Annotated in this window: 17 protein-coding genes; 4 read left to right on the forward strand and 13 right to left on the reverse strand. The window is 65.1% G+C overall.

Annotated elements, in window-relative coordinates; all coding sequences use genetic code 11:
- Positions 1-166 precede the first annotated feature (166 nt).
- The 6 genes from ACLFKU_RS24075 to ACLFKU_RS24100 form a co-directional block, all read right to left on the reverse strand.
- Positions 167-1,267 (reverse strand): CobW family GTP-binding protein, encoded by a 1,101-nt coding sequence (locus tag ACLFKU_RS24075; RefSeq protein WP_410850710.1) that lies wholly within the window; start codon positions 1,265-1,267, stop codon positions 167-169.
- Positions 1,268-1,500: 233 nt separating this feature from the next.
- Positions 1,501-2,703, reverse strand: a complete 1,203-nt coding sequence (locus ACLFKU_RS24080) for a class I SAM-dependent rRNA methyltransferase (protein ID WP_410850711.1) — start codon at positions 2,701-2,703, stop codon at positions 1,501-1,503.
- Positions 2,704-2,766: 63 nt separating this feature from the next.
- The gene (xerC, locus tag ACLFKU_RS24085) at positions 2,767-3,690 is read right to left on the reverse strand and encodes a tyrosine recombinase XerC (protein ID WP_410850712.1); all 924 of its coding nucleotides are present in this window, start codon (positions 3,688-3,690) and stop codon (positions 2,767-2,769) included.
- Between the two features lie 28 nt (positions 3,691-3,718).
- On the reverse strand, positions 3,719-4,477 hold the full coding sequence (locus tag ACLFKU_RS24090) for a DUF484 family protein (protein WP_368583239.1): 759 nt from the start codon (positions 4,475-4,477) through the stop codon (positions 3,719-3,721).
- Positions 4,478-4,534: 57 nt separating this feature from the next.
- Positions 4,535-5,470, reverse strand: a complete 936-nt coding sequence (gene dapF / locus ACLFKU_RS24095) for a diaminopimelate epimerase (protein ID WP_410850713.1) — start codon at positions 5,468-5,470, stop codon at positions 4,535-4,537.
- A 228-nt stretch (positions 5,471-5,698) separates the two neighbouring features.
- A complete protein-coding gene (locus ACLFKU_RS24100; protein WP_410850714.1) occupies positions 5,699-6,583 on the reverse strand; it encodes a lipid A biosynthesis lauroyl acyltransferase in 885 nt (294 codons plus the stop codon).
- 282 nt (positions 6,584-6,865) lie between these two features.
- Between ACLFKU_RS24100 and metK the strand changes: the two genes are divergently transcribed.
- Positions 6,866-8,053: a methionine adenosyltransferase gene (gene metK / locus ACLFKU_RS24105; protein ID WP_368583242.1), complete on the forward strand. Its 1,188-nt coding sequence runs from the start codon at positions 6,866-6,868 to the stop codon at positions 8,051-8,053.
- A 152-nt stretch (positions 8,054-8,205) separates the two neighbouring features.
- On the opposite strand, the gene ACLFKU_RS24110 is transcribed toward metK, so the two are convergent.
- On the reverse strand, positions 8,206-8,568 hold the full coding sequence (locus ACLFKU_RS24110) for a hypothetical protein (protein ID WP_368583243.1): 363 nt from the start codon (positions 8,566-8,568) through the stop codon (positions 8,206-8,208).
- A gap of 515 nt (positions 8,569-9,083) precedes the next feature.
- On the opposite strand from ACLFKU_RS24110, the gene ACLFKU_RS24115 reads away from it, so the two are divergent.
- Positions 9,084-9,845, forward strand: a complete 762-nt coding sequence (locus ACLFKU_RS24115; RefSeq protein WP_368583244.1) for a phytanoyl-CoA dioxygenase family protein — start codon at positions 9,084-9,086, stop codon at positions 9,843-9,845.
- A 30-nt stretch (positions 9,846-9,875) separates the two neighbouring features.
- On the opposite strand, the gene ACLFKU_RS24120 is transcribed toward ACLFKU_RS24115, so the two are convergent.
- Positions 9,876-10,082 (reverse strand): DUF3185 family protein, encoded by a 207-nt coding sequence (locus ACLFKU_RS24120; RefSeq protein WP_152851698.1) that lies wholly within the window; start codon positions 10,080-10,082, stop codon positions 9,876-9,878.
- Positions 10,083-10,308: 226 nt separating this feature from the next.
- Between ACLFKU_RS24120 and mgrA the strand changes: the two genes are divergently transcribed.
- Positions 10,309-11,352: an L-glyceraldehyde 3-phosphate reductase gene (gene mgrA, locus ACLFKU_RS24125; RefSeq protein ID WP_018436920.1), complete on the forward strand. Its 1,044-nt coding sequence runs from the start codon at positions 10,309-10,311 to the stop codon at positions 11,350-11,352.
- Between the two features lie 100 nt (positions 11,353-11,452).
- Here mgrA and ACLFKU_RS24130 read toward each other — a convergent pair whose 3' ends face one another.
- A complete protein-coding gene (locus tag ACLFKU_RS24130) occupies positions 11,453-11,635 on the reverse strand; it encodes a hypothetical protein (RefSeq protein ID WP_008923386.1) in 183 nt (60 codons plus the stop codon).
- A 101-nt stretch (positions 11,636-11,736) separates the two neighbouring features.
- Between ACLFKU_RS24130 and ACLFKU_RS24135 the strand changes: the two genes are divergently transcribed.
- Positions 11,737-11,904: a hypothetical protein gene (locus tag ACLFKU_RS24135; protein WP_368583245.1), complete on the forward strand. Its 168-nt coding sequence runs from the start codon at positions 11,737-11,739 to the stop codon at positions 11,902-11,904.
- A 14-nt stretch (positions 11,905-11,918) separates the two neighbouring features.
- Here the strand turns inward: ACLFKU_RS24135 and ACLFKU_RS24140 are convergent, their stop codons facing one another.
- The 4 genes from ACLFKU_RS24140 to ACLFKU_RS24155 all read right to left on the reverse strand — a co-directional run bounded on the left by ACLFKU_RS24140 (position 11,919) and on the right by ACLFKU_RS24155 (position 19,533).
- Positions 11,919-13,109 carry an MFS transporter gene (locus tag ACLFKU_RS24140; protein ID WP_368583246.1) on the reverse strand — a complete coding sequence of 397 codons (1,191 nt, stop codon included), beginning with the start codon at positions 13,107-13,109 and terminating at the stop codon, positions 11,919-11,921.
- A gap of 220 nt (positions 13,110-13,329) precedes the next feature.
- Complete coding sequence (locus ACLFKU_RS24145; RefSeq protein WP_410850750.1) at positions 13,330-14,928, reverse strand: efflux transporter outer membrane subunit; 1,599 nt, start codon at positions 14,926-14,928, stop codon at positions 13,330-13,332.
- Positions 14,929-14,936: 8 nt separating this feature from the next.
- Positions 14,937-16,247 carry an efflux RND transporter periplasmic adaptor subunit gene (locus ACLFKU_RS24150; protein ID WP_410850715.1) on the reverse strand — a complete coding sequence of 437 codons (1,311 nt, stop codon included), beginning with the start codon at positions 16,245-16,247 and terminating at the stop codon, positions 14,937-14,939.
- A 103-nt stretch (positions 16,248-16,350) separates the two neighbouring features.
- The gene (locus ACLFKU_RS24155; RefSeq protein ID WP_410850716.1) at positions 16,351-19,533 is read right to left on the reverse strand and encodes an efflux RND transporter permease subunit; all 3,183 of its coding nucleotides are present in this window, start codon (positions 19,531-19,533) and stop codon (positions 16,351-16,353) included.
- Between the last annotated feature and the right edge of the window lie 252 nt (positions 19,534-19,785).

Consider the following 19,785-nt stretch of genomic DNA (forward strand, 5'->3'; position numbering starts at 1 on the left):
GCGCGGTTTTGGTGCCACGGCATCGCAGTTTCTGCAGAGGATTCACCCCCGCGCAGTCGACCTCGGGTGTCTCGGCGCAATAGCAGTAGCACGACGCATGCCGCGTTACGCGCGGCATGTCGTGGGACTTCTACGGGGCTTGCCTGTGTGACTGCGCTGCACCCGCTCAGGCGAGGCAGGCGTCTAGACCGTCGGTGATCAGGTCGCGCGGCAGTTCGATGCCGATGAACACCATCTTGTTGGTCTTCTTTTCGGCCGGTTGCCATTTGGCGGCGAGGTCGCTGCCCATCATTTGATGCACGCCCTGAAACACGACCTTGCGATCGACGCCCTTCATGTACAGCACGCCCTTGTAGCGCAGCAGGTGCTCGCCGTAGATCTGCAGAATGCCGCCGAGGAAGTCTTCGAGCTTGTTCGGATCGAACGGACGATCGCTGCGGTACACGAACGACTTGATCTTGTCGTCGTGATGCGCATGGTGGTGATGCCCATGATCGTGGCCTTCGTGATCGCAGTGGCCATGGTCGTGATCGCAATTCGCGTGATCATGATCATGGTCGCCATGCGTGTGGCCGTGTTTGTCGTGCGCATGCGCGTGGCTGTGCGCGTGTTCGTCTTCGGCGAGGAAGTCCGGGTCGATTTCGAGCTTCGAGTTCAGGTTGAAGCCGCGCAGATCGAAAATTTCCTTGATGTCCGCTTCGCCGAAATTGACGACCCTGATCGCCGCCTTCGGGTTCATGTGCAGCAGACGGTGGCGCAGATCGCCCAGTTGCCGCTCATCGACGAGATCGGCCTTGGTGATGAACAGGCGGTCGGCGAAACCGACCTGGCGCTGCACCACTTCATGCTCGTCGAGCTGACGGTCCGCGTGCTTTGCATCGACCAGCGTGATGATCGCGTCGAGCAGGAAGTCGCTCGCAATCTGATCGTCCATGAAGAAGGTTTGCGCGACCGGGCCCGGATTCGCGAGGCCGGTGGTTTCGATCACGACACGGTCGAAGTCCACTTCGCCCGCCTGCTTCTTCGCGGCCAGATCGTTGAGCACGCGCGACAGGTCGCCGCGAATCGTGCAGCAGATGCAGCCATTGCTCATCTGGATGATCTGCTCGGTCGTGTCCTGCACGAGGATCTCGTTGTCGATGTTCTCTTCGCCGAACTCGTTCTCGATGACGGCGATCTTCATGCCGTGCTTTTCGTTCAGGATGCGCTTGAGCAGGGTGGTTTTACCGCTGCCGAGGAAGCCGGTCAGGATGGTGACTGGAATCATGTGGGTCGCCTGTAAGTCGTGAAACGGTGCGTGATCGAACGCTAGCGCAAGGCTAGCCAGAAGCGTGAGGCCGGCCGCCGCAGCCAGATGGCGCGGCCCTGTCCAGCCGGTTATTGAAACATATTTGCCTGGCGGGCGCAGGGCGGCCGCCTTGCGGCCGGCCGATGGCGGGCTGCGCGGAGGGTGGCCGCTGCCGCCGCCGGCACGCGCAATTGCCCACGAAATATGGGCGATCAGGCGATTTGCAACAGCAGCCCCTTCAGATACTCCCCCTCGGGGAACGCCGTGAGCAGCGGATGATCGACGCCCGCGCCCAGCCGCTTCAGGATGCGAGCGTCGACGCGGGCATCGGCAGCAGCGCCGGACACGATCTTCTGGAACAGTTCGGGATCGATCGCGCCCGAGCACGAGTAGGTGAACAGCAGTCCGCCCGGACGCAGCAGCTTCAGGCCCGTCAGATTGATGTCCTTGTACGCGCGCGACGCGCGATCCACGTGCTCGCGCGATGGCGCGAACTTCGGCGGATCGAGCACGATCAGGTCGAAGCGCTCGCCTTCGTCGTAGAGGCGTCGCAGTGTCTTGAACGCGTCGGCGTCGAGCCAGCTCGCGCGATCGGCGTCGAAGCCGTTGGCCGCGACGTTCTGCTGCGCGAGCGCGAGCGCTTCCCCCGACGAATCGACCGACACCACGCGCTTCGCGCCACCCTTGAGCGCCGCGAGCGAAAAGCCGCCGGTGTAGCAGAAGCAGTTCAGTACGTCGCGATCTTTCGCGAACTGCTGCACGAGCAGTCGGTTATCGCGCTGGTCGACATAGAAGCCGGTCTTGTGGCCGTTGCGCACGTCGACGTGATAGCGCACGCCGTTTTCGCTCGCGATCAGCTGCTCCGAAGGCGGCTCGCCCGCGAGCACGCCGGTGATCTGTTCGAGCCCTTCCTTCTGACGGATCGACACGTCCGAGCGCTCGTAGACGTTCGAGCAGCCGGTCGCGCCGATCAGCGCCGCGACGATCGCGTCCTTCCACGCCTCGACGCCGGCCGCCATGAACTGACAGACGATCTGGCTGCGCTGACCCGCGTCCTCGGCGACGTAGTAATCGACGATCAGGCCCGGCAGACCGTCCGCCTCGCCGAAGATCAGCCGTACGGCGCCGGTGTCGCGCACCATCGCCTGACGATGCGCGAACGCGCGCTGCACGCGGCGCTTGAAGAACGCGTGATCGATCGGCTCGGCTTCGTCGAAGCTCCACACCCGTGCGCGGATCTGCGAGTGCGGGCTGTAGGCGGCGCGCGCGAGAAAGCGGCCATCGTGCGCGCGCACGAGCACGGTCGCGCCGGGCGCGGGGCGACCGTCGACATGTTCGATCGCATTGGCATAAACCCACGGATGGCGGCGCAGCAGCGATTTTTCTTTCGACGGTTTGAGCGTAACGGTATTCATCAGGTGTCGGTGAGGTACTAGCGATGGGGCGGCGCGTGGTGGCGCGCGGCGGCAGTCGCGTGATCAGTTGCGTTTCTTCGCGCGAGGATGCGCGCTGTCGTAGACGTGAGCGAGGTGCTGGAAATCGAGGCCCGTATACACCTGGGTCGCGGTGATGCTCGCGTGTCCTAGCAGCTCCTGCACGGCGCGCAGATCGCCGCTCGACTGCAGCACGTGCGTCGCGAACGAATGACGCAGCACGTGCGGATGCACGTTGGCAGGAATGCCGGCCACGAGCGCCGCGCGCTTTACGCGCTCGCGCACGACGTTCGGCGACAACCGGTTGCCGCGCGCCGACAGGAAGAGCGGATGCGGATCGTGGCGGACCATCCGTTCGCGCACCGCGAGCCATGCGTTCAGCGCCGCGATGGCCTTGCTGCCCACCGGCACGACGCGGCGCCGGTTGCCTTTGCCGAGTACTTCGACTTCGGCGGAATCGAGCTTCAGCCAGCCGGCCGAGCGATAGCCGTCGACGTCGGCGAAACGCACGTCGAGGCCGACCAGTTCGGCGAGGCGCAGGCCCGACGAGTAGAACAGTTCGAGCATCGCGTGATCGCGCAGGCCTTCGGGGGACTCGGCGGGCGGGTTGTCCATCAGGCGTGCGGTGTCGTCGACGGAAAGCGCCTTCGGCAGCATTTTTGCCTGCTTCGGCGCGCGCACCGCGGCGACCGGATTGGCCGGCAGCTCGACATGGCCCGCGAGCCAGCGATAAAACGCGCGCCACGCCGACAGCCGATGGCCGATCGAGCGCGCGGTGAGGCCGCCCGCATGCGCGCGCGCGACGGCGCCGCGGATGTCGACGGCGGTGAGGCTTTCCAGCGGTCGGCCTTTGGCGAGTTGCTTCAGTTCCGCGAGCTCATGCGTATAACCGCGCAGCGTATGCTCCGACAGCCGCCGCTCGTGCTCGAGATGCGACAGGTAGGCGGCGATCGGGTCGGCGGCGGTCACGGTGGGCGGTGATGTTGTATGGCGCGGCTCAGCGCGGCAGCAGCCGGCTCAGCGCGGCACTCGCGAGCGCGCCGATCTGCGTGAGGAAATCGGTGGCCATGCCTTCGTGGAAGCGGCGCGGGTCGGATGAGCCCATCACGAGCAGGCCGAACGTCGGCGCGTCTTCGGCGCCTTCGGGGTCGCGCAGCGAGAGCAGCGCGATCGATTCGGTGGTCTGCGCCGTTTCGCTCGATGCGGCGTTGGGGTCGTCGGTCGCGCTCATTGCCACGTTCGTCGCCGGGGTGGCCGCTCCGTTGGCAGCGCTCGCCGCTTGCGGGAGCCATTGCGCGGCCTCGAAGCCGGTGTTCGCGCCGCAGTACGGCGTGCTCAGGCTGCCCGCGAAAATCCGCACCTCCTCGCTGACGTGGCGCGCGAAGTCGGCTTGCGCATACGGCTCGGCGACGTCCCACACGCGCAGTGCCGCTTGCGGCACGTCGAAGATATCGCGCAGGCCGCCGGCGATCGTGCGCGGCAGCGCGTACGGATCGCGCTCGGCCATCACCCGGATGGTCCAGCGGTTGAACTTCGCCGCGATGCTGTCGTTCTCGTGACCGTAGCGCAGCAGTTCGGCCAGACGCCGCTCGAGATGCTTGTTCTTGTCGCGCAGCATTTCCATCTGCCGCTCCTGCAGCGACACCGCGGCTTTGCCGTGCGGGTTCGCGAGCCGGATGGTCGCGAGCGTTTCCGCGTGTTCGACGAAGAATTCGGGATTGGCGAGCAGGTATTCGGCGACTTCGCGATCGTTCATGGTTTCGGCTAGAGGACTACGGGAGGGCCGCCTCACGGCGGCGCGTCGGTCAATGAGTTAGACGGAGGGCGCCACGGCGGCCGGGCTGGACGGGTTGTGCTGCGGCGAGTCCGGCGACGCGCTCGCCGCCTCTTCTGCCAACTCGATCTCCCCTTCGAAGACGGTGGCCGCGGGGCCGGCCATCAGCAGCGGCGCGCCTGGTTGCGCAATGTCCCACGTGATCGTCAGATCGCCGCCGTGCGTGTGCACGAGCACCGGCGAATCCAGCAGCCCGCGCCGGATACCGGCCGCGACCGCCGCGCACGCGCCGGTGCCGCACGCGAGCGTTTCGCCCGCGCCGCGTTCGTAGACGCGCAGCCTGATCTCGTTGCGGGTGACGATCTGCATGAAGCCCGCATTGACCCGCTGCGGGAAGCGCGTGTGCCGCTCGATAGCCGGACCTTCGACCAGCACCGGGAACGCCTCGGCATCGTCGACGACCTGCACCGCGTGCGGATTGCCCATCGACACCACCGACATCCAGCGCGTCGTGCCGTTCACGTCGAGCGGCCAGAGCGTGTCCGCGCCTTCGCGGCGGCCTTGCAGGCCTTTGGTCGCGAATGGCACGAGTTCGGGATCGAACACGGGCGTGCCCATGTCGACGATCACCTCGCCGTTGTCCTGCATCGTCAGCGTGATCGTGCCGTTCTGGACTTGCACGCGCACACTGCGCTGGTCAGTGAGACCGCGCTCGCGCACGAACTTGACGAAGCAGCGCGCGCCGTTGCCGCAATGTTCGACCTCGCCGCCGTCGCAATTGAAGATGCGATATCTGAAATCGACGCCTTCGACGGTCGGCTTTTCGACCAGCAGCAACTGGTCGGCACCGACGCCGAAATGGCGATTCGCGAGCGCGCGAACCTGTGCCGTGGTCAGTTCAAGCGGTTGGGTATAGCCGTCGAGTACGACGAAGTCGTTACCCGCGCCGTGCATTTTGGTGAATTTGAGCTTCACGTTTTTCGTGTATCCGTTGCTGCGTAGGGCTTCGCGCGTGCGGGCGGAGCCGAAAATCCGGGCCTTGCCGGCCGTCGGGTGAATCACCCTTTCGAGCCGGGTTGGGCCAATAGCAGATGATACACGTTGGCCCATCGGAAACGGTATGGCGGGCAAGGGCCGAGATGCCGCCTCACGTGCACTGATCGACGTGCTCCGACTGCTGGGAGCCCGGTGCCAGCGCCATCTTCAATATACCCCCGGCACTCCCGGCGGCCGCGTCTTGAACCGCTTGTGCACCCAGTAATATTGCTCGGGCATCAGCGGAATCTGCTCTTCGAGAAATTCGTTCATGCGTCGCGCATCGGCGTCATCATCGCCGGTCGGATAGTTGTCCCAAGGTTTGAAGACCTTGAGCCGGTAGCCCTTGTAGTTCGGCAGCACTTCGCCGATGAACGGCACGACCTGCGCGTGCCCGACCTTCGCGAGACGGCCGACCGCGGTCAGCGTGCAGGTCGGCACGCCGAAGAACGGCACGAACGTCGAATTGCGCGCGCCGTAGTCCATGTCCGCGCCGAGCATCACCGGTTTGCGTTCGCGCAGCCAGCGCAGTACGACGCGCGCGCTGTCCGCGCGGCTCGCCATGTCGGCGCCGAAACGCGCACGCGCCGCTTTCGCGACTCCCTCGAGCTCCTGATTCGACATCGGCTGATACAGCGAGCCGCACCGGCGCTTCAGTGAGTAGTTCAGAAAAATCGAACCCGCCTCGATGCCGACAAAATGAAAGCCTAGAAAGAGCGTCGGCGGCAGGTTCGGGTCGGTCAGGTCGATCGCGCTGTCGAGTTGGATCAGCTTTTCGAGCTTCTTCGCCGGGCCGAACCACTGCACGCTGCGCTCGAGATAGCTGCGGATCGCATGACGGAAGTGCTTCTGCGCGACGTCCTCGCGGTGCTCGTCGCTCCAGTCGGGGAAGCACAGCTTCAGATTCGTATGAACGATGCGCTTGCGACGGCTCGGGATTTGATAGAGCAGCCAGCCGAGCCCATCACCGAGACGGGCGACGAATCCATACGGCAACAACGCAAAGAGTTTGAGCAGCCCGACCGCGAGCTTCGCGCCGTAGCGGCTCAGCATGCAGCCTCCGGGCGAGCGGCGCTGATGGGGGCGGAATTTTGGTGGGCGGAAAAATTGGCGTGATACCGCACTCGTGGACACTCTGTGACATTCAAAGGAAGTCGCTATAATAAGGGCTTCGCCGAGTTAATAGACAACTTGCGGGGCGAAGCCGGCGGGTGCGGTCCATGGATTCCATGGGTTGCGTCCATCGGTAAGGTAATCCGCTAAAGCGTCGCCGCTTCAGACTCCCGAAGTCGGCTACGTGGAACGCAACCGTAACCACTAACAGGAGTCTGCAACGTGGCAAACGACTATTTCTTCACTTCCGAATCCGTCTCCGAAGGCCATCCCGACAAAGTCGCGGACCAGATCTCGGACGCGATCCTTGACGCCATCCTCGCTCAGGACAAGTACTCGCGTGTCGCGGCCGAAACGCTGTGCAACACGGGTCTCGTCGTGCTGGCCGGTGAAATCACCACCACCGCGAACGTCGACTACATCCAGATCGCGCGCAACACGATCAAGCGCATCGGCTACGACAACACCGACTACGGCATCGACTACCGCGGCTGCGCGGTGCTCGTCGCCTACGACAAGCAGTCGCCGGACATCGCCCAAGGCGTGGACCGCGCGCACGACAATAACCTCGATCAAGGCGCAGGCGACCAGGGCCTGATGTTCGGTTACGCGTGCGAAGAAACGCCGGAACTGATGCCGCTGCCGATCCATCTGTCGCACCGCCTCGTCGAGCGTCAGGCGAATCTGCGCCGCGACGGCCGTCTGCCCTGGCTGCGTCCGGACGCGAAGTCGCAGGTCACCGTGCGCTACGTCGACGGCAAGCCACATTCGATCGACACCGTCGTGCTGTCCACCCAGCATGCGCCGGACATCGAGCTCGACACGCTGCGCGAAGCGGTGATCGAAGAAGTGATCAAGCCGACGCTTCCGGCCGAGCTGATCAAGGGTGACATCAAGTACCTCGTGAACCCGACCGGTCGCTTCGTGATCGGCGGTCCGCAAGGCGATTGCGGTCTGACGGGCCGCAAGATCATCGTCGATACGTACGGCGGCGCGGCACCGCACGGCGGCGGCGCATTCTCGGGCAAGGACCCGTCGAAGGTCGACCGCTCGGCAGCATACGCCGGCCGTTACGTCGCGAAGAACATCGTGGCCGCGGGCCTCGCGTCGCGCTGCCTGATCCAGGTGTCGTACGCGATCGGCGTCGCTCAGCCGACCTCGGTGATGGTCAACACGTTCGGCACCGGCCGCGTGTCGGATGCGACCATCACGGAACTCGTGCGTCAGCATTTCGACCTGCGTCCCAAGGGCATCATCCAGATGCTCGACCTGCTGCGCCCGGTCTACGAGAAGAGCGCAGCGTATGGCCACTTCGGCCGCGAAGAGCCGGAATTCACGTGGGAAGCCACCGACAAGGCGCTCGCACTCGCCGAAGCGGCAGGCACCGAGCCGGTCGCGGCGATCGCGTAACTAGCGCGGGTCGATCATTACCTGAAAGCAAAAAAACCCCGCCGGCGTGAGCCGGGCGGGGTTTTTTCTTTGTCCGTCGATGGCGCGGCGATGTCAGCAGATCAGCGGTCTAGCCACTCAACGCGCAACTGCAACTCACCGGTCCAGCAATCTCACCGGCTCGCAAACGCAAACGCGAACCACCCGCTGCTGCTCGTCGACAGCCGACGCGGTCGGCGGCTCGCAGGCGTGCGCACCTCCGGCGCGCGTTTCGCGACCGCGAGGTGCAACGGTGTCGGCTTGCGCAGCAACGTGCGCAGCGACAGGCGGCGCGTGCCGCTCTGCTGGCGCAGCGCCGAGAAGAACGTATGGAACCAGGTGCGAAAGCCGTCGACGGCCTTCGCGTCGCGCCACTGCTCGCCGAGCGCACGGGTGCGCGCGGCATGGTGGCGCAGCGCTCGCATCATATGACGGCGCGCGGGACGCGCCGCTTTCAGCGCGGCGCGGGTAAGACGGGTGCTCAAAAGAGTATGCATGGCTTCACATTTAGGCAATGAACCGCACGTCGGCGCGTGCATCGGATGTGCACGGACAAACAGCACCATATGTGCCAATGACGGGGTTGCGATGAACGGCCTGAAAGCCGGAAATTCGGTGCGCGTCGTGTCGCGGGAGATCGCGACGCGAAACAAGGCGCGCAGCGCTGCGAAGGTACAACGCGGAGAATCCGACGGCACGAGCCTTGACGGGCTGCGCACAATAGAAAACTGCGTAAGCGGCGATCGACATGCGAGCAGGCTACACGGGAATCGTGACGTCAGAAAGTCGGGTTAGTACCCTGCGAGGTCGAATCTCCTCTGGATCGAATCGTCGCCGACACCAATCTGGTCTCACTTTTGACGGGCGATTTACGTGCATAGTTGCCCTGCGAATGTGCGATGCGGATGTACTCCACGCCTGAAACCGGTGCATCGGCGCGCCGCGAAACAACGCACCCCGATCGCGCCCGTTTTACAATCGGACATCAGTTAGTCGACAGTAACGGAACGCCATGTCACTCCATTCGAAGAAAGAGCAGATTCAAACGTTGCGGGAGCAGGGTTTTGTCGTCGTGCCAGGACTCGTGTCGCCCGAACGTTGCGACGAGCTGAAGCGGATCGCACAGCGGCAGCTGCAGGAAGCGGCGGCGCCGATCGAATTCGAAGCGGATCTGAAGTATCCGGGCGCGCCGTCATCGAAGGATGCGCCGGGCGGACACACGGTGCGGCGCCTGCTCGACGCGTACGGTCGTCACCCGGCGTTCGCGCAATGGGCGACCGCGCCCGAAATCCGTGGCTGGATGGAACTGTATTTTGGGGAGGAGCCGCGACTGTCGCGCGCGCATCACAACTGCATGATGACCAAGCACCCCGCGTACGGCAGCCTGACCGGCTGGCATCGCGACGTGCGCTACTGGTCGTTCGAGCGCGACGACCTGGTGTCGGTGTGGCTCGCGGTCGGCCCGGAAACGATCGATAACGGCGCGCTGTGGTTCGTGCCGCAATCGCACGGCGCCGCCTTCACGTCGGATCGTTTCGACGAAGCGAAATTTTTCCGCACGGATATCGCCGAGAACGAGGCGGCGATCCGCACCGCGGTGTCGCCCGAGTTGAAGACCGGCGACGTGGTGTTCTTCCACTGCAACACGCTGCACTCGGCCGGCAAGAATCTTAGCGATCAGGTGAAGTTCTCGCTGGTGTTCACCTATCACGGCGTAAGCAACGTGCCGCTGCCCGGCACGCGCTCGGCCGCGAAGCCCGAGATCGCGTTCTAGCTATTTTCGTCGCGGGGCTCGCGCGGACGCTCAGCGCTTGCGCCCCGACATCGCGATTCCCGTCAGCCCGGCAAGCGTCGCCACCACGCCCGCGACGATCAGCACGATCGCCTTGTTGCTCGGGGAACCGGTAAAGAAGCGCGACACGTCGCTGCTCACCGAATTGAACGCCTGCCCGCCGAAATACAGCAGCACGATACCGCCGACAATCAGCGCGATCGAAATCGCTTTGGCCATCTGCACCTCCCATCAACTTGAACCGGCCAGAGTGTAGGTGAGCCGCGCGTGCTCGTCCATCCCGCATACTGGTGCCTGCAAGCGCCGCGTCGATTGGCTAACATAGCGGTCTAGCCGCACCACGGCGACATCACAACAATAAATTCCCCGAGCAGCACGCCTCCCGCAACGCGCGAATCCTCACGCCCGGAATTCTCGGGCGATCTCATCGACAAGGACACTAGCAATGGCTTACGAAGCAGCTTCAGAACGCTATTCGGACATGCAATACCGCGTCTGCGGCAAGTCGGGTCTCAAACTGCCGGCGTTGTCGCTCGGCCTGTGGCACAACTTCGGCGACACCACGCCGATCTCGACGCAGCGTGACATCCTGCGCACGGCCTTCGACCTCGGCATCACGCACTTCGATCTGGCGAACAACTATGGCCCGCCGTACGGCAGCGCGGAAACCAACTTCGGCCGCCTTTTCAAGGACGATTTCAAACCGTATCGCGACGAGCTGCTGATTTCGTCGAAGGCCGGTTGGGATATGTGGCCGGGTCCGTACGGCCAGGGCGGCGGCTCGCGCAAGTACGTGCTCGCGAGTCTCGATCAGAGCCTGAAGCGCATGGGCCTCGAATACGTCGACATCTTCTATTCGCATCGCTTCGACGCGCACACGCCGCTCGAGGAAACCGCGGGCGCATTGGCGAGCGCGGTGCAGCAGGGCAAGGCGCTCTACATCGGCATCTCGTCGTACTCGTCGGCGAAGACGCGCGAAATGACGAAGCTGCTCGCCGAATACAAGGTGCCGCTGCTGATCCATCAGCCGTCGTACAACATGCTGAACCGCTGGATCGAACACGACCTGCTCGATACGCTCGACGAAGTCGGCGCGGGCGCGATCGCGTTCACGCCGCTCGCGCAAGGGCTGTTGACCGGCAAGTACCTGAACGGCGTGCCGGCCGATGCGCGCGTCAACAAGCCGGGCGGCGGTTCGCTGAAAGACGAGCATCTGAGCCCGCAGAACATCGAGCACGTGAGGAAGCTCAACGACATCGCGCAGCGCCGTGGTCAGAGCCTCGCGCAGATGGCGCTTGCGTGGGCGTTGCGCGATCAGCGCGTGACGTCGGTACTGATCGGCGCGAGCCGCGCGGAGCAGGTCCGCGAGAACGTCGGCGCGCTGAAGAACCTCGCATTCTCGGCCGACGAGCTCGCCGAGATCGATCGCTATGCGACCGAAGGCGGGATCAACCTGTGGGAAAAGCCATCGACGGACCAGGCGATCTGATCGCGTGAGGAGCCGTCCGCGCAACTGGCAGACGGAACGAAGGGCAAAACGAAGCCGCACGCTCAGCGTGCGGCTTTTTCGTTGATACTTCGCCGCGCCGCTACACGAGCGCCGGCAGACCCTCGACCAGCGCCACCGCGCACATCACACCGATCAGCGCGCCCAGCACACGCAGCGCGTTGTGTCGCAACTCGGTTTTGCAGGGCAGCGCGCCGACGAATAGCGCACCCGCCAACGCCATCGGAATGACCAGGATGAAATCGCCGATCGTGAAGTACGTCATCTTCGTCTCCTCCCATGCAGGATGGATGCTATGCCGTTCCGGCAGAGGCTGCGGCTTTGAAATCATGCAGTACCAGTGCACGAATCGAGTATAGGAGACGGATGGAGCGGCGCGGCGGCGCGAGCTTGCGCGCCGTCGCTTATTCGCAAGCCGCTGAACCTCGGCGCGACGGGCGCGCGGCGATTGGCGCGGCGCAACAAAACACGGCGGAAAATGTCGAGCGTTCGCTTGCGAAAGCCTTTCGTTTTGCGCCGATCCATGCGGGGTGAATGATCGCCTGCGGCTATGCGCGGGCGCGCAGGTGCGTCGCCGCGATCAAGCCGATCACGAGCAGCGCACCGACCAGTCCGACGACCCCGTTCCAGCCATGACCGGCCCACACGTGGCCCCCATACGAGCCGACCAGGCTCGAGCCGATGTAGTATGCGAGCAGATATAGCGCAGCGGCCTGGCCTTTCGCATCTTTCGCCAGACGCCCGACCCAGCCGCTCGCGACCGAATGCCCGGCAAAGAACCCGAACGTCACGCATGCGATGCCGGTCGCGACCGCCGCGAGCGGATGCAGCATCGTCAGCGCGAGGCCGAACACCATCAGCAGCAGGCTCCCGATCAGCACGCGCGCGCGGCCGAACGTATCGGCCATGCGCCCGGACCACGGCGACGCGACCACACCGACCAGATAGACGATGAAGATCGCGCCGATCTCCGTCTGATTCAGCCGATACGGCGGCGCGAGCAGCCGGTAGCCGATGTAGTTGTACAGCGTGACGAAGCTGCCCATCAGCACGAAGCCGAGCAGGAACAGCAGAGGCAAGCCCGGTCGCGTGAACTGCCGCAACAGCAGCGTGCGGTGATGCGCGAAGCCGAGGCCGCGGCGCGGCACGAAATGGCGCGATGGCGGCAGCAGCGCGCGGAACGCGAGCATCGACAGCAGGCCGAGCACGCCGATCGTGCCGATTGCGACGCGCCATGAAAACAGATCGGCGACCACGCCGGTGATCACCCGTCCGGCCATGCCGCCGATCGCCGTGCCGCCGACGTACAAACCCATCGCGAGGCCGAGACCGTCGGGATGCACTTCCTCGGCGAGATAGGCCATCGCGACGGCCGGCACGCCGCCGAGCGCAAGCCCTTCGAGCGTGCGCAGCACGAGCAGCTGATTCCAGTGCGGCGCGACCGACACGCCAATCGTCAGCACCGACGACACCGTCAGCGACAGCGTCATCAGCTTGTGCCGGCTCCAACCCTCGGAGACGAAACCGGCGACGAAAATCGCCAGCGCGAGCGCCGCGGTGGATAGCGACAGCGACAGACTGCTTTGCGCCGGCGTCACGTCGAACGCTTCGGAGAACGACGGTAGCAGCGGCTGCACGCAGTAAAGCAGCGAGAACGTCGCGTAGCCGGCGAACAGCAGCGCGAGGCTGGCGCGCCAGTACGCGGGCGAGCCGCGTTCCAGATAGGGGATATCCGACACGGTGGTGGTGCGGGCGGAAGGAGCCGAAGCTGCGGCGGGGGAGGGAACGGCAGAAGCAGTCCGCTGGGATTGCGGCGGCAGGTTCACAACTGAACTCCTTGGGTCACACGGAAACGCGCAAAAGATGTTAAGGATACGCTGAAAACGCGTTTCGAGCCGGCGGCGCGGCAAACGCGGCGTGCCGCGTCACCCGAGCATGTCGCGCGCCCGTCTCCCTGCGCTAGCCGTGCGCCCCGGCTTCGCTGGCCGGCGTCGGCGTCTGCGTCGAACCGGAAGTCGCCGCAGGCCGATGCACAAGCGAATCGTCGCCCGGCGAATCGTCGCCCGGCAAATCGTCGCCAGGCAGTACCGACGTATCCCAGCCGCCGCCGAGCGCCTTCACGAGCGCGACGCTCGCGGCCATCCGGCGGCGTGCGATCGACACGGCGTTGCGCTCGTTGGTGAGCGTGGTCGTCTGCGCGACGACCACGTCGAGGTAGGTGATCGCGCCGTTCCGGTAGCGGTCCGACACGACCGCGAGCGCGCGCCGCGCGGCCGCGACCGCGTCGTCCTGGGCAGCCGCTTCCTGTTCCAGCACGCGCAGCGCGGCGAGATTGTCCTCGACCTGGCCGAACGCGTTCAGCACCGTTTGCCGATATTGCGCGACGCTTTCGTCGTAGCGCGCGCGCGCCTGATCCTTGGCGGCCGCGCGGCCGCCGAAGTCGAGCAGTGTGCCCGCGAGCGTCGGCCCGAGCGACCACAGCCGGCTCGGCGCGAGCAGCCATTGGCTGTAGTTGGTCGCTTCGAGTCCGCCCGTCACGGCCAGCACGAGATTCGGGAAAAACGCCGCGGTGGCCACGCCGATCTGCGCATTCATCGCGGCGACGTGCCGCTCGGCCGCCGCGATATCGGGACGCCGCTCGAGCAAGCCGGACGGCACGCCGGCCGCCGCGACGACCGGCACCGCGACGAGCGGCGCGACCGGCAGCGTGAAGGTCGACGGCGGCTGGCCGATCAGGATCGCGATCGCATGTTCGAGCTGCGCGCGCTGCACGCCGAGGTCGAGCGCCTGCGCCTGGGTCGTCTTCAGCTGCGCTTGTGCCTGCGCGACATCGGCATCGGTCGCGATGCCGCCGGCGTAGCGATGCTGCGTCAGTTCGAGCGCCTCCTGGTAGGCCTTGATCGTGTCGTCGAGGAGTCGGCGCTCCTGATCGAGTCCGCGCAGCTCGAAGTAATCGGTGGCGAGCTCGGCCTGCATCGACAGCAGCGCGGCGTCGACGTCGGCGGCGCTCGCCTGCGCGCCAGCCTTCGCGCCTTCGACGCTGCGCGACACGCGGCCCCACAGGTCCGGTTCCCACGACGCGTCGACCTGCACCAGATAGTCGTTCAGCGCGAGACCGGCGGTCGATTTATGCAGCACGTTCTCCGAGGTCCGCGTGCGCGAATACTGGACGCCCGCGGTGACCACCGGGAAGAATTGCGAGCGATATTGCGCGACGCTCGCGCGCGCCGCGCGAAAGCGCGCTTCGGCGGCCTGCACGTCCTGGTTCGCGCTCGCGACCTGCGCTTCGAGTGCATCGAGCGATGCGTCGCCGTAGATGCGCCACCACGCGCCGCGCGTGAGCGTGTCGGCCGGTTGCGCGGGCTTCCAGCCGGTGCCTTCGAGTTCGCGCCAGGTCGCGGGTGTGACGGCGGCGGGCTTCACGTAGTCGGGGCCGACGGTGCAGGCGCCGAGCGCGCCGGCGAGAGCCAGCGCGACTGCCGACGCGCGAATGGAAGCGCTCGCCGACCCGCGCGCGAAATCAGCCGATGACGCAAGCACGCGCCGCAAAGCCGACATCTTCATGATCACGTCCTCGCGCCCGACCGCGCGCCGGCTTGCGCCGCCGGCGAGCTGGCCGCCGCGCCGGTCGCACCGGCGGCTCCAGCCGTGCCTTCCGGCGCCGCACCGCCTTCCGCCTTGCGCGGCACGATCCGCACCGGCGCGCCATCGACGATCGAATCCTGCGGATTCAGGATCACCTGCTCGTTGCCCTGCAAACCCGCCACGATCGCGACGCGCGTGCCGAAGTCCGTGCCGAGCGATACCGGCAGCAGCTTCACCTTGTGCTGCGGATCGACGGTCGCGACCTTGACGCCGTCGGGACGGAACAGCAGCGCGTTGCCCGGCAGCGTGAACGACGCCGTGCCCGCGCCGAGCGCGAAATGCACCTGCGCGTACGCGCCCGGCAACAGCTCGCCGCTGCGATTGTCGACGTCGACTTCGACGAGCATCGTGCGCTGCTGCGGATCGACCGCACCTGCGGTGCGCGCGACCGTACCCGGGTAGTGCCGCGACGGCGTCTCGGTCAGCGTCAGAAACGCGCTTTGCTGCGCGCGCACCTGCTGCGCGTACGCTTGCGGCACGTTCACGTAGACGCGCAGCCGATCGGCCTGGGCAACATGGAACAGCTCCTTCGCGGGGCCGCCCGAGCTGCCCGCGTCGATCAGCGCGCCGACGTCGACGTTGCGCGCGGTCACGGTGCCGTCGAACGGCGCGTAGACCTTCTGGAACGACTGCGTCTTTTCGAGTCGCGCGACGTTGAAACGCGCGGCGTCGAGCGTGGCTTTTTTCGCGAGCATGTCGCCGACTTTCTCGTCGGTCTCCTGTTTCGACACCGACTTGCTTTTGAACATATCCGTCCAGCGATCCGCGGTGCTCTTCGCCAGCGCGTAATTCGCTTCGGCGTTCGCGAGATCGGCGCGGGCGGCGCGCAACTGGTCGTCGATTTCGGGCGTGTCGATTTCCGCGAGCAACTGGCCGCTCTTCACGCGCGCGCCGATGTCGGCGTACCACTTCTTCAGATAGCCGTTGGTGCGCGCGTAGATCGGCGTGTCGAGGAAGGCCTGCACGTTGCCGGGCAACGTCAGATCGAACCCGGCCGAGGACTTTTGCGGCTGCACGACTTCGACGCTCAACTGGCTCGTGTGCTCGGCATCGCGTTCGAGCGCCGCATGCGCATCGTGGCGCGACCAGATGCCTTGCGCGGCGAGCGCGAGCACCGCGACGGCGGCGGCAATCATGATCAGGCGCGTGCGCCGCGCTTTCGCCGGATCATGCGCGGCGTGGCCGCCAGAGCCCGATCCTGAACCCGAGCCGCCGGGACGTTGTGCTTCCATCAAGCTTCCCCTTCGAAATTGCATGGGCAGTCGAGGCTGCCTCTTGTGTCGTGGCATCGCATGATGCGCGTGCCGGCCGGAACGGTTATCGCGTGCGGGATGTTCATGGCTTCTGCACCACGTGTTCCGCGGCGCGCTGATGCCGCGCCGCCAGCCGTCGATAGATCATCGAGAACACGACCGGCACGAAGATCAGCGTGGCCAGCGTGCCGACCGCGAGCCCGCCGATCACCGCGCGCCCGAGCGGCGCATTCTGCTCGCCGCCTTCGCCGAGACCGATCGCCATCGGCACCATGCCGATCACCATCGCAAGCGCGGTCATCAACACCGGGCGGAAGCGCGTGAAGCCCGCTTCGATCGCCGCGCGGGTCGCGTCGCCGTGCAGCAGCAATTGTTCGCGCGCGAAGCTGATCACCAGAATCGAGTTCGCGGTCGCGATGCCGATACACATGATCGCGCCGGTGAGAGCAGGGATCGACAGTGTGGTGTGCGTGAGGAACAGCATCCACACGATGCCCGCGAGCGCGCCCGGCAGCGCGGTGACGATGATGAACGGATCGAGCCACGACTGGAAATTGACGACGATCAGCAGATACACGAGCAGCACCGCGAACAGCAGACCGGCGAGCAGGCCCGAGAACGACTCGTTCATCGTTTGCACCTGGCCGCGCAGTTCGATCGTCGAGCTCTTCGGCAACTCGGCTTTCGATTCGTCGATGATCCTGCGGATGTCGTCGGACACGCCGCCGAGGTCGCGGCCGTCGGCGGTGCCGTAGATGTCGATCGTGGTTTGCGCGTTGTAGTGCGTGAGCACCGCGTTGCTGGCTTCGCGGCGCATTGTCGCGAGCGAGCCGAGAATGTTGTTGCGGCCGTTGGCGTTCAACGGAATGTTCGCGAGCGATTGCAGCGAATCGATCGTGTATTGCGGCGCTTCCGTGATCACGTTGTAGCTGACGCCGTTGCGCGGATTGAGCCAGAACGTCGGCGTGGTCTGCTGGCTGCCCGACAGCGTGATCAGCAGATTGCTCGCGATATCGCGCTGCGAAAAACCCGCTTGCTGCGCGCGCGTGCGATCGACGTCGATGAAAATCCGCGGCAGATCGGCGGGCTGCTGGATGCGCGCATCGACGAGGCCCGGCACCGTGCGCAGACGGTTCAGCAGCTTCGCGGCGAACGCACGATTGGCGGCCACCTCACGGCCGACGATCTGGATGTCGATCGCCGACGGCATGCCGAAGTTCAGCGTCTGACTGACGATATCGGCCGGCAGAAACGCGAACTGCACGCCGGGGAATTCGTCGGTGAGCGTGCGCCGCAAGGTGCGCACATAGCCGGCGCTCGGATGATGTTCGGGGTTCAGCGTGATCAGGATGTCCGAGTCGGAGGTGCCGATCGTGCCCGTGTTGCTGTACGACAGGTTGATACCCGACACCGGCAGGCCGATGTTGTCGATGATCGAATGCAGTTCGCCGGCCGGAATCAGCTGACGGATGCGCGCATCGACACGATCGGTCAGCACCGCCGTTTCCTCGACCCGCATGCCGGTTTTCGCGCGCATGTGCAGTGCGATCGTGCCGGCATCGACGGCGGGGAAAAAGTCGCGGCCGATAAACGGCAACAACAGCAGCGACGCGCCACAGCACACGAGAAACAGCGTAACGAACAGGCCCGGCCGCGCCACGCGCGCTTCGAGAAACACGCGATAGCGCTCGCGCAAACGCGAGAAACCGCGTTCGAACGCGTAGTGCACGCGCATGAACGGATTGCGCGTTTGCGCCGGCGCGTGATGCAGATCAGCGGGCTTGTGGTGATAGCGCAGCAGATACTTCGCGAGCGTCGGCACGAGCGTACGCGAGAAGAAGTACGACGCGAGCATCGCGAACACCACCGCTTCGGCGAGCGGAATGAACAGGTAGTGCGCGACACCGGTGAGCAGAAACATCGGCACGAACACGATGCAGATCGACAACGTCGACACCAGCGTCGGAATCGCGATCTGATGCGCGCCGTCGAGGATCGCCTGTTCTAGCGTCTTGCCCTGTTCGAGCTGATGGCTGATGTTCTCGATCGCGACGGTCGCATCGTCGACCAGAATCCCGACCGCGAGCGCGAGCCCGCCGAGCGTCATGATGTTGATCGTCTGGCCGAGCGCGGACAACGCGATGATCGACGTGATCATCGACAACGGAATCGATACCGCGATGATCAGCGTTGCGCGCCAGTTGCCGAGGAACAGCAGAATCATCAGGCCCGTCAGACACGCGGCGATCAGCGCTTCACGCAGCACGCCCTCCACCGATGCACGCACGAACAGCGACTGGTCGGCGACAGGGTCGATATTCAGCGACGGCGGCACCAGATTGCGCAGCGTCGGCATCATCGTCTTGATACGGTCGACGATATCGAGCGTGGACGTGTTGCCGCTTTTGTTGATCGTCAGCAGCGCGGCGCGCTGGCCGTTCACGCGCACGATGTTGGTCTGCGGCTGGTAGCCGTCGCGCACGTGTGCGACGTCGCGGATATAGACGGTGCCGTTTGCGGTGGTGCGGATCGGAATGTTGTTCAGCCCGGCGAGCGAATCGGGGCTGCCGTTCATTACCACAGAGTACTCGGTCGAGCCGATCTTCGCGGTGCCCGAAGGCAGAATCAGGTTCTGCGCGGAGACCGCGCTGACCACGTCCATCGGCGACAGATTGCGCTCCTGCAACTTGCGCGAATCGATATCGATCATGATCTGCCGTTGCTTGCCGCCATACGGCAGCGGCGCGGATGCACCGGGCACGGTGGCGAGCTGCGTCTTCAGGAAGTTATTGCCGAAGTCGAACAGCTCCTGCTCGGTCAGCGACGCGGACGACAACGCGAGCCGCAGAATCGGTACCGTCGACGCGTTGTAGCGCAGGATGAACGGCGGCGTGATGCCGGGCGGCAGCGAGCGCACTTGCGACTGCGACAGCGCGGTGACCTGCGCGAGCGCTTCGTCGATATTCGCGCCCGGCTGGAAAAAGATCTTGATGACCGTGATGCCGTTCAGCGACGTCGATTCCGTGTGTTCGATATCGTTGACCGCCACCGACAAGCCGCGCTCGTAGTTCAGCGCGATGCGCCGCTCCATTTCGTCGGCGGGCAGGCCGTTGTACGACCAGATCACCGACAGCACCGGAATATCGATGTTCGGAAAGATGTCGGTGGGTGTGCGCAGAATCGTCAGTGGCCCGACGATCAGCAATAGCAACGCCAGCACGACGAACGTATAGGGGCGCCGTAGCGCGAGACGAACGATCCACATGACTAGCGCAGACTAATGAAATCAGCGGCGGCCGCGCCGCGCGGATCGGAAACGCAGGCGCGCCCGTCGGCGCGAAGGCAGGTGCGAAGCTGCGCGTTAGCCGCATCTTGCAGATCGTTCTGGTAATGCACGTTTTTGATGTCTCCCCCCGACAGGGTTTATGATGGTCTTCATTACGACGTCTGACGCCGAGATCATCGGCCGTGCGCAGCGCAATGGGAATAGGGCGAAACGACTGGTAAAAGCCTTCTA

It is taken from the genome of Paraburkholderia sp. EG304 (genome assembly GCF_046543485.1).
Classification (GTDB): Bacteria; Pseudomonadota; Gammaproteobacteria; order Burkholderiales; family Burkholderiaceae; genus Paraburkholderia; species Paraburkholderia youngii.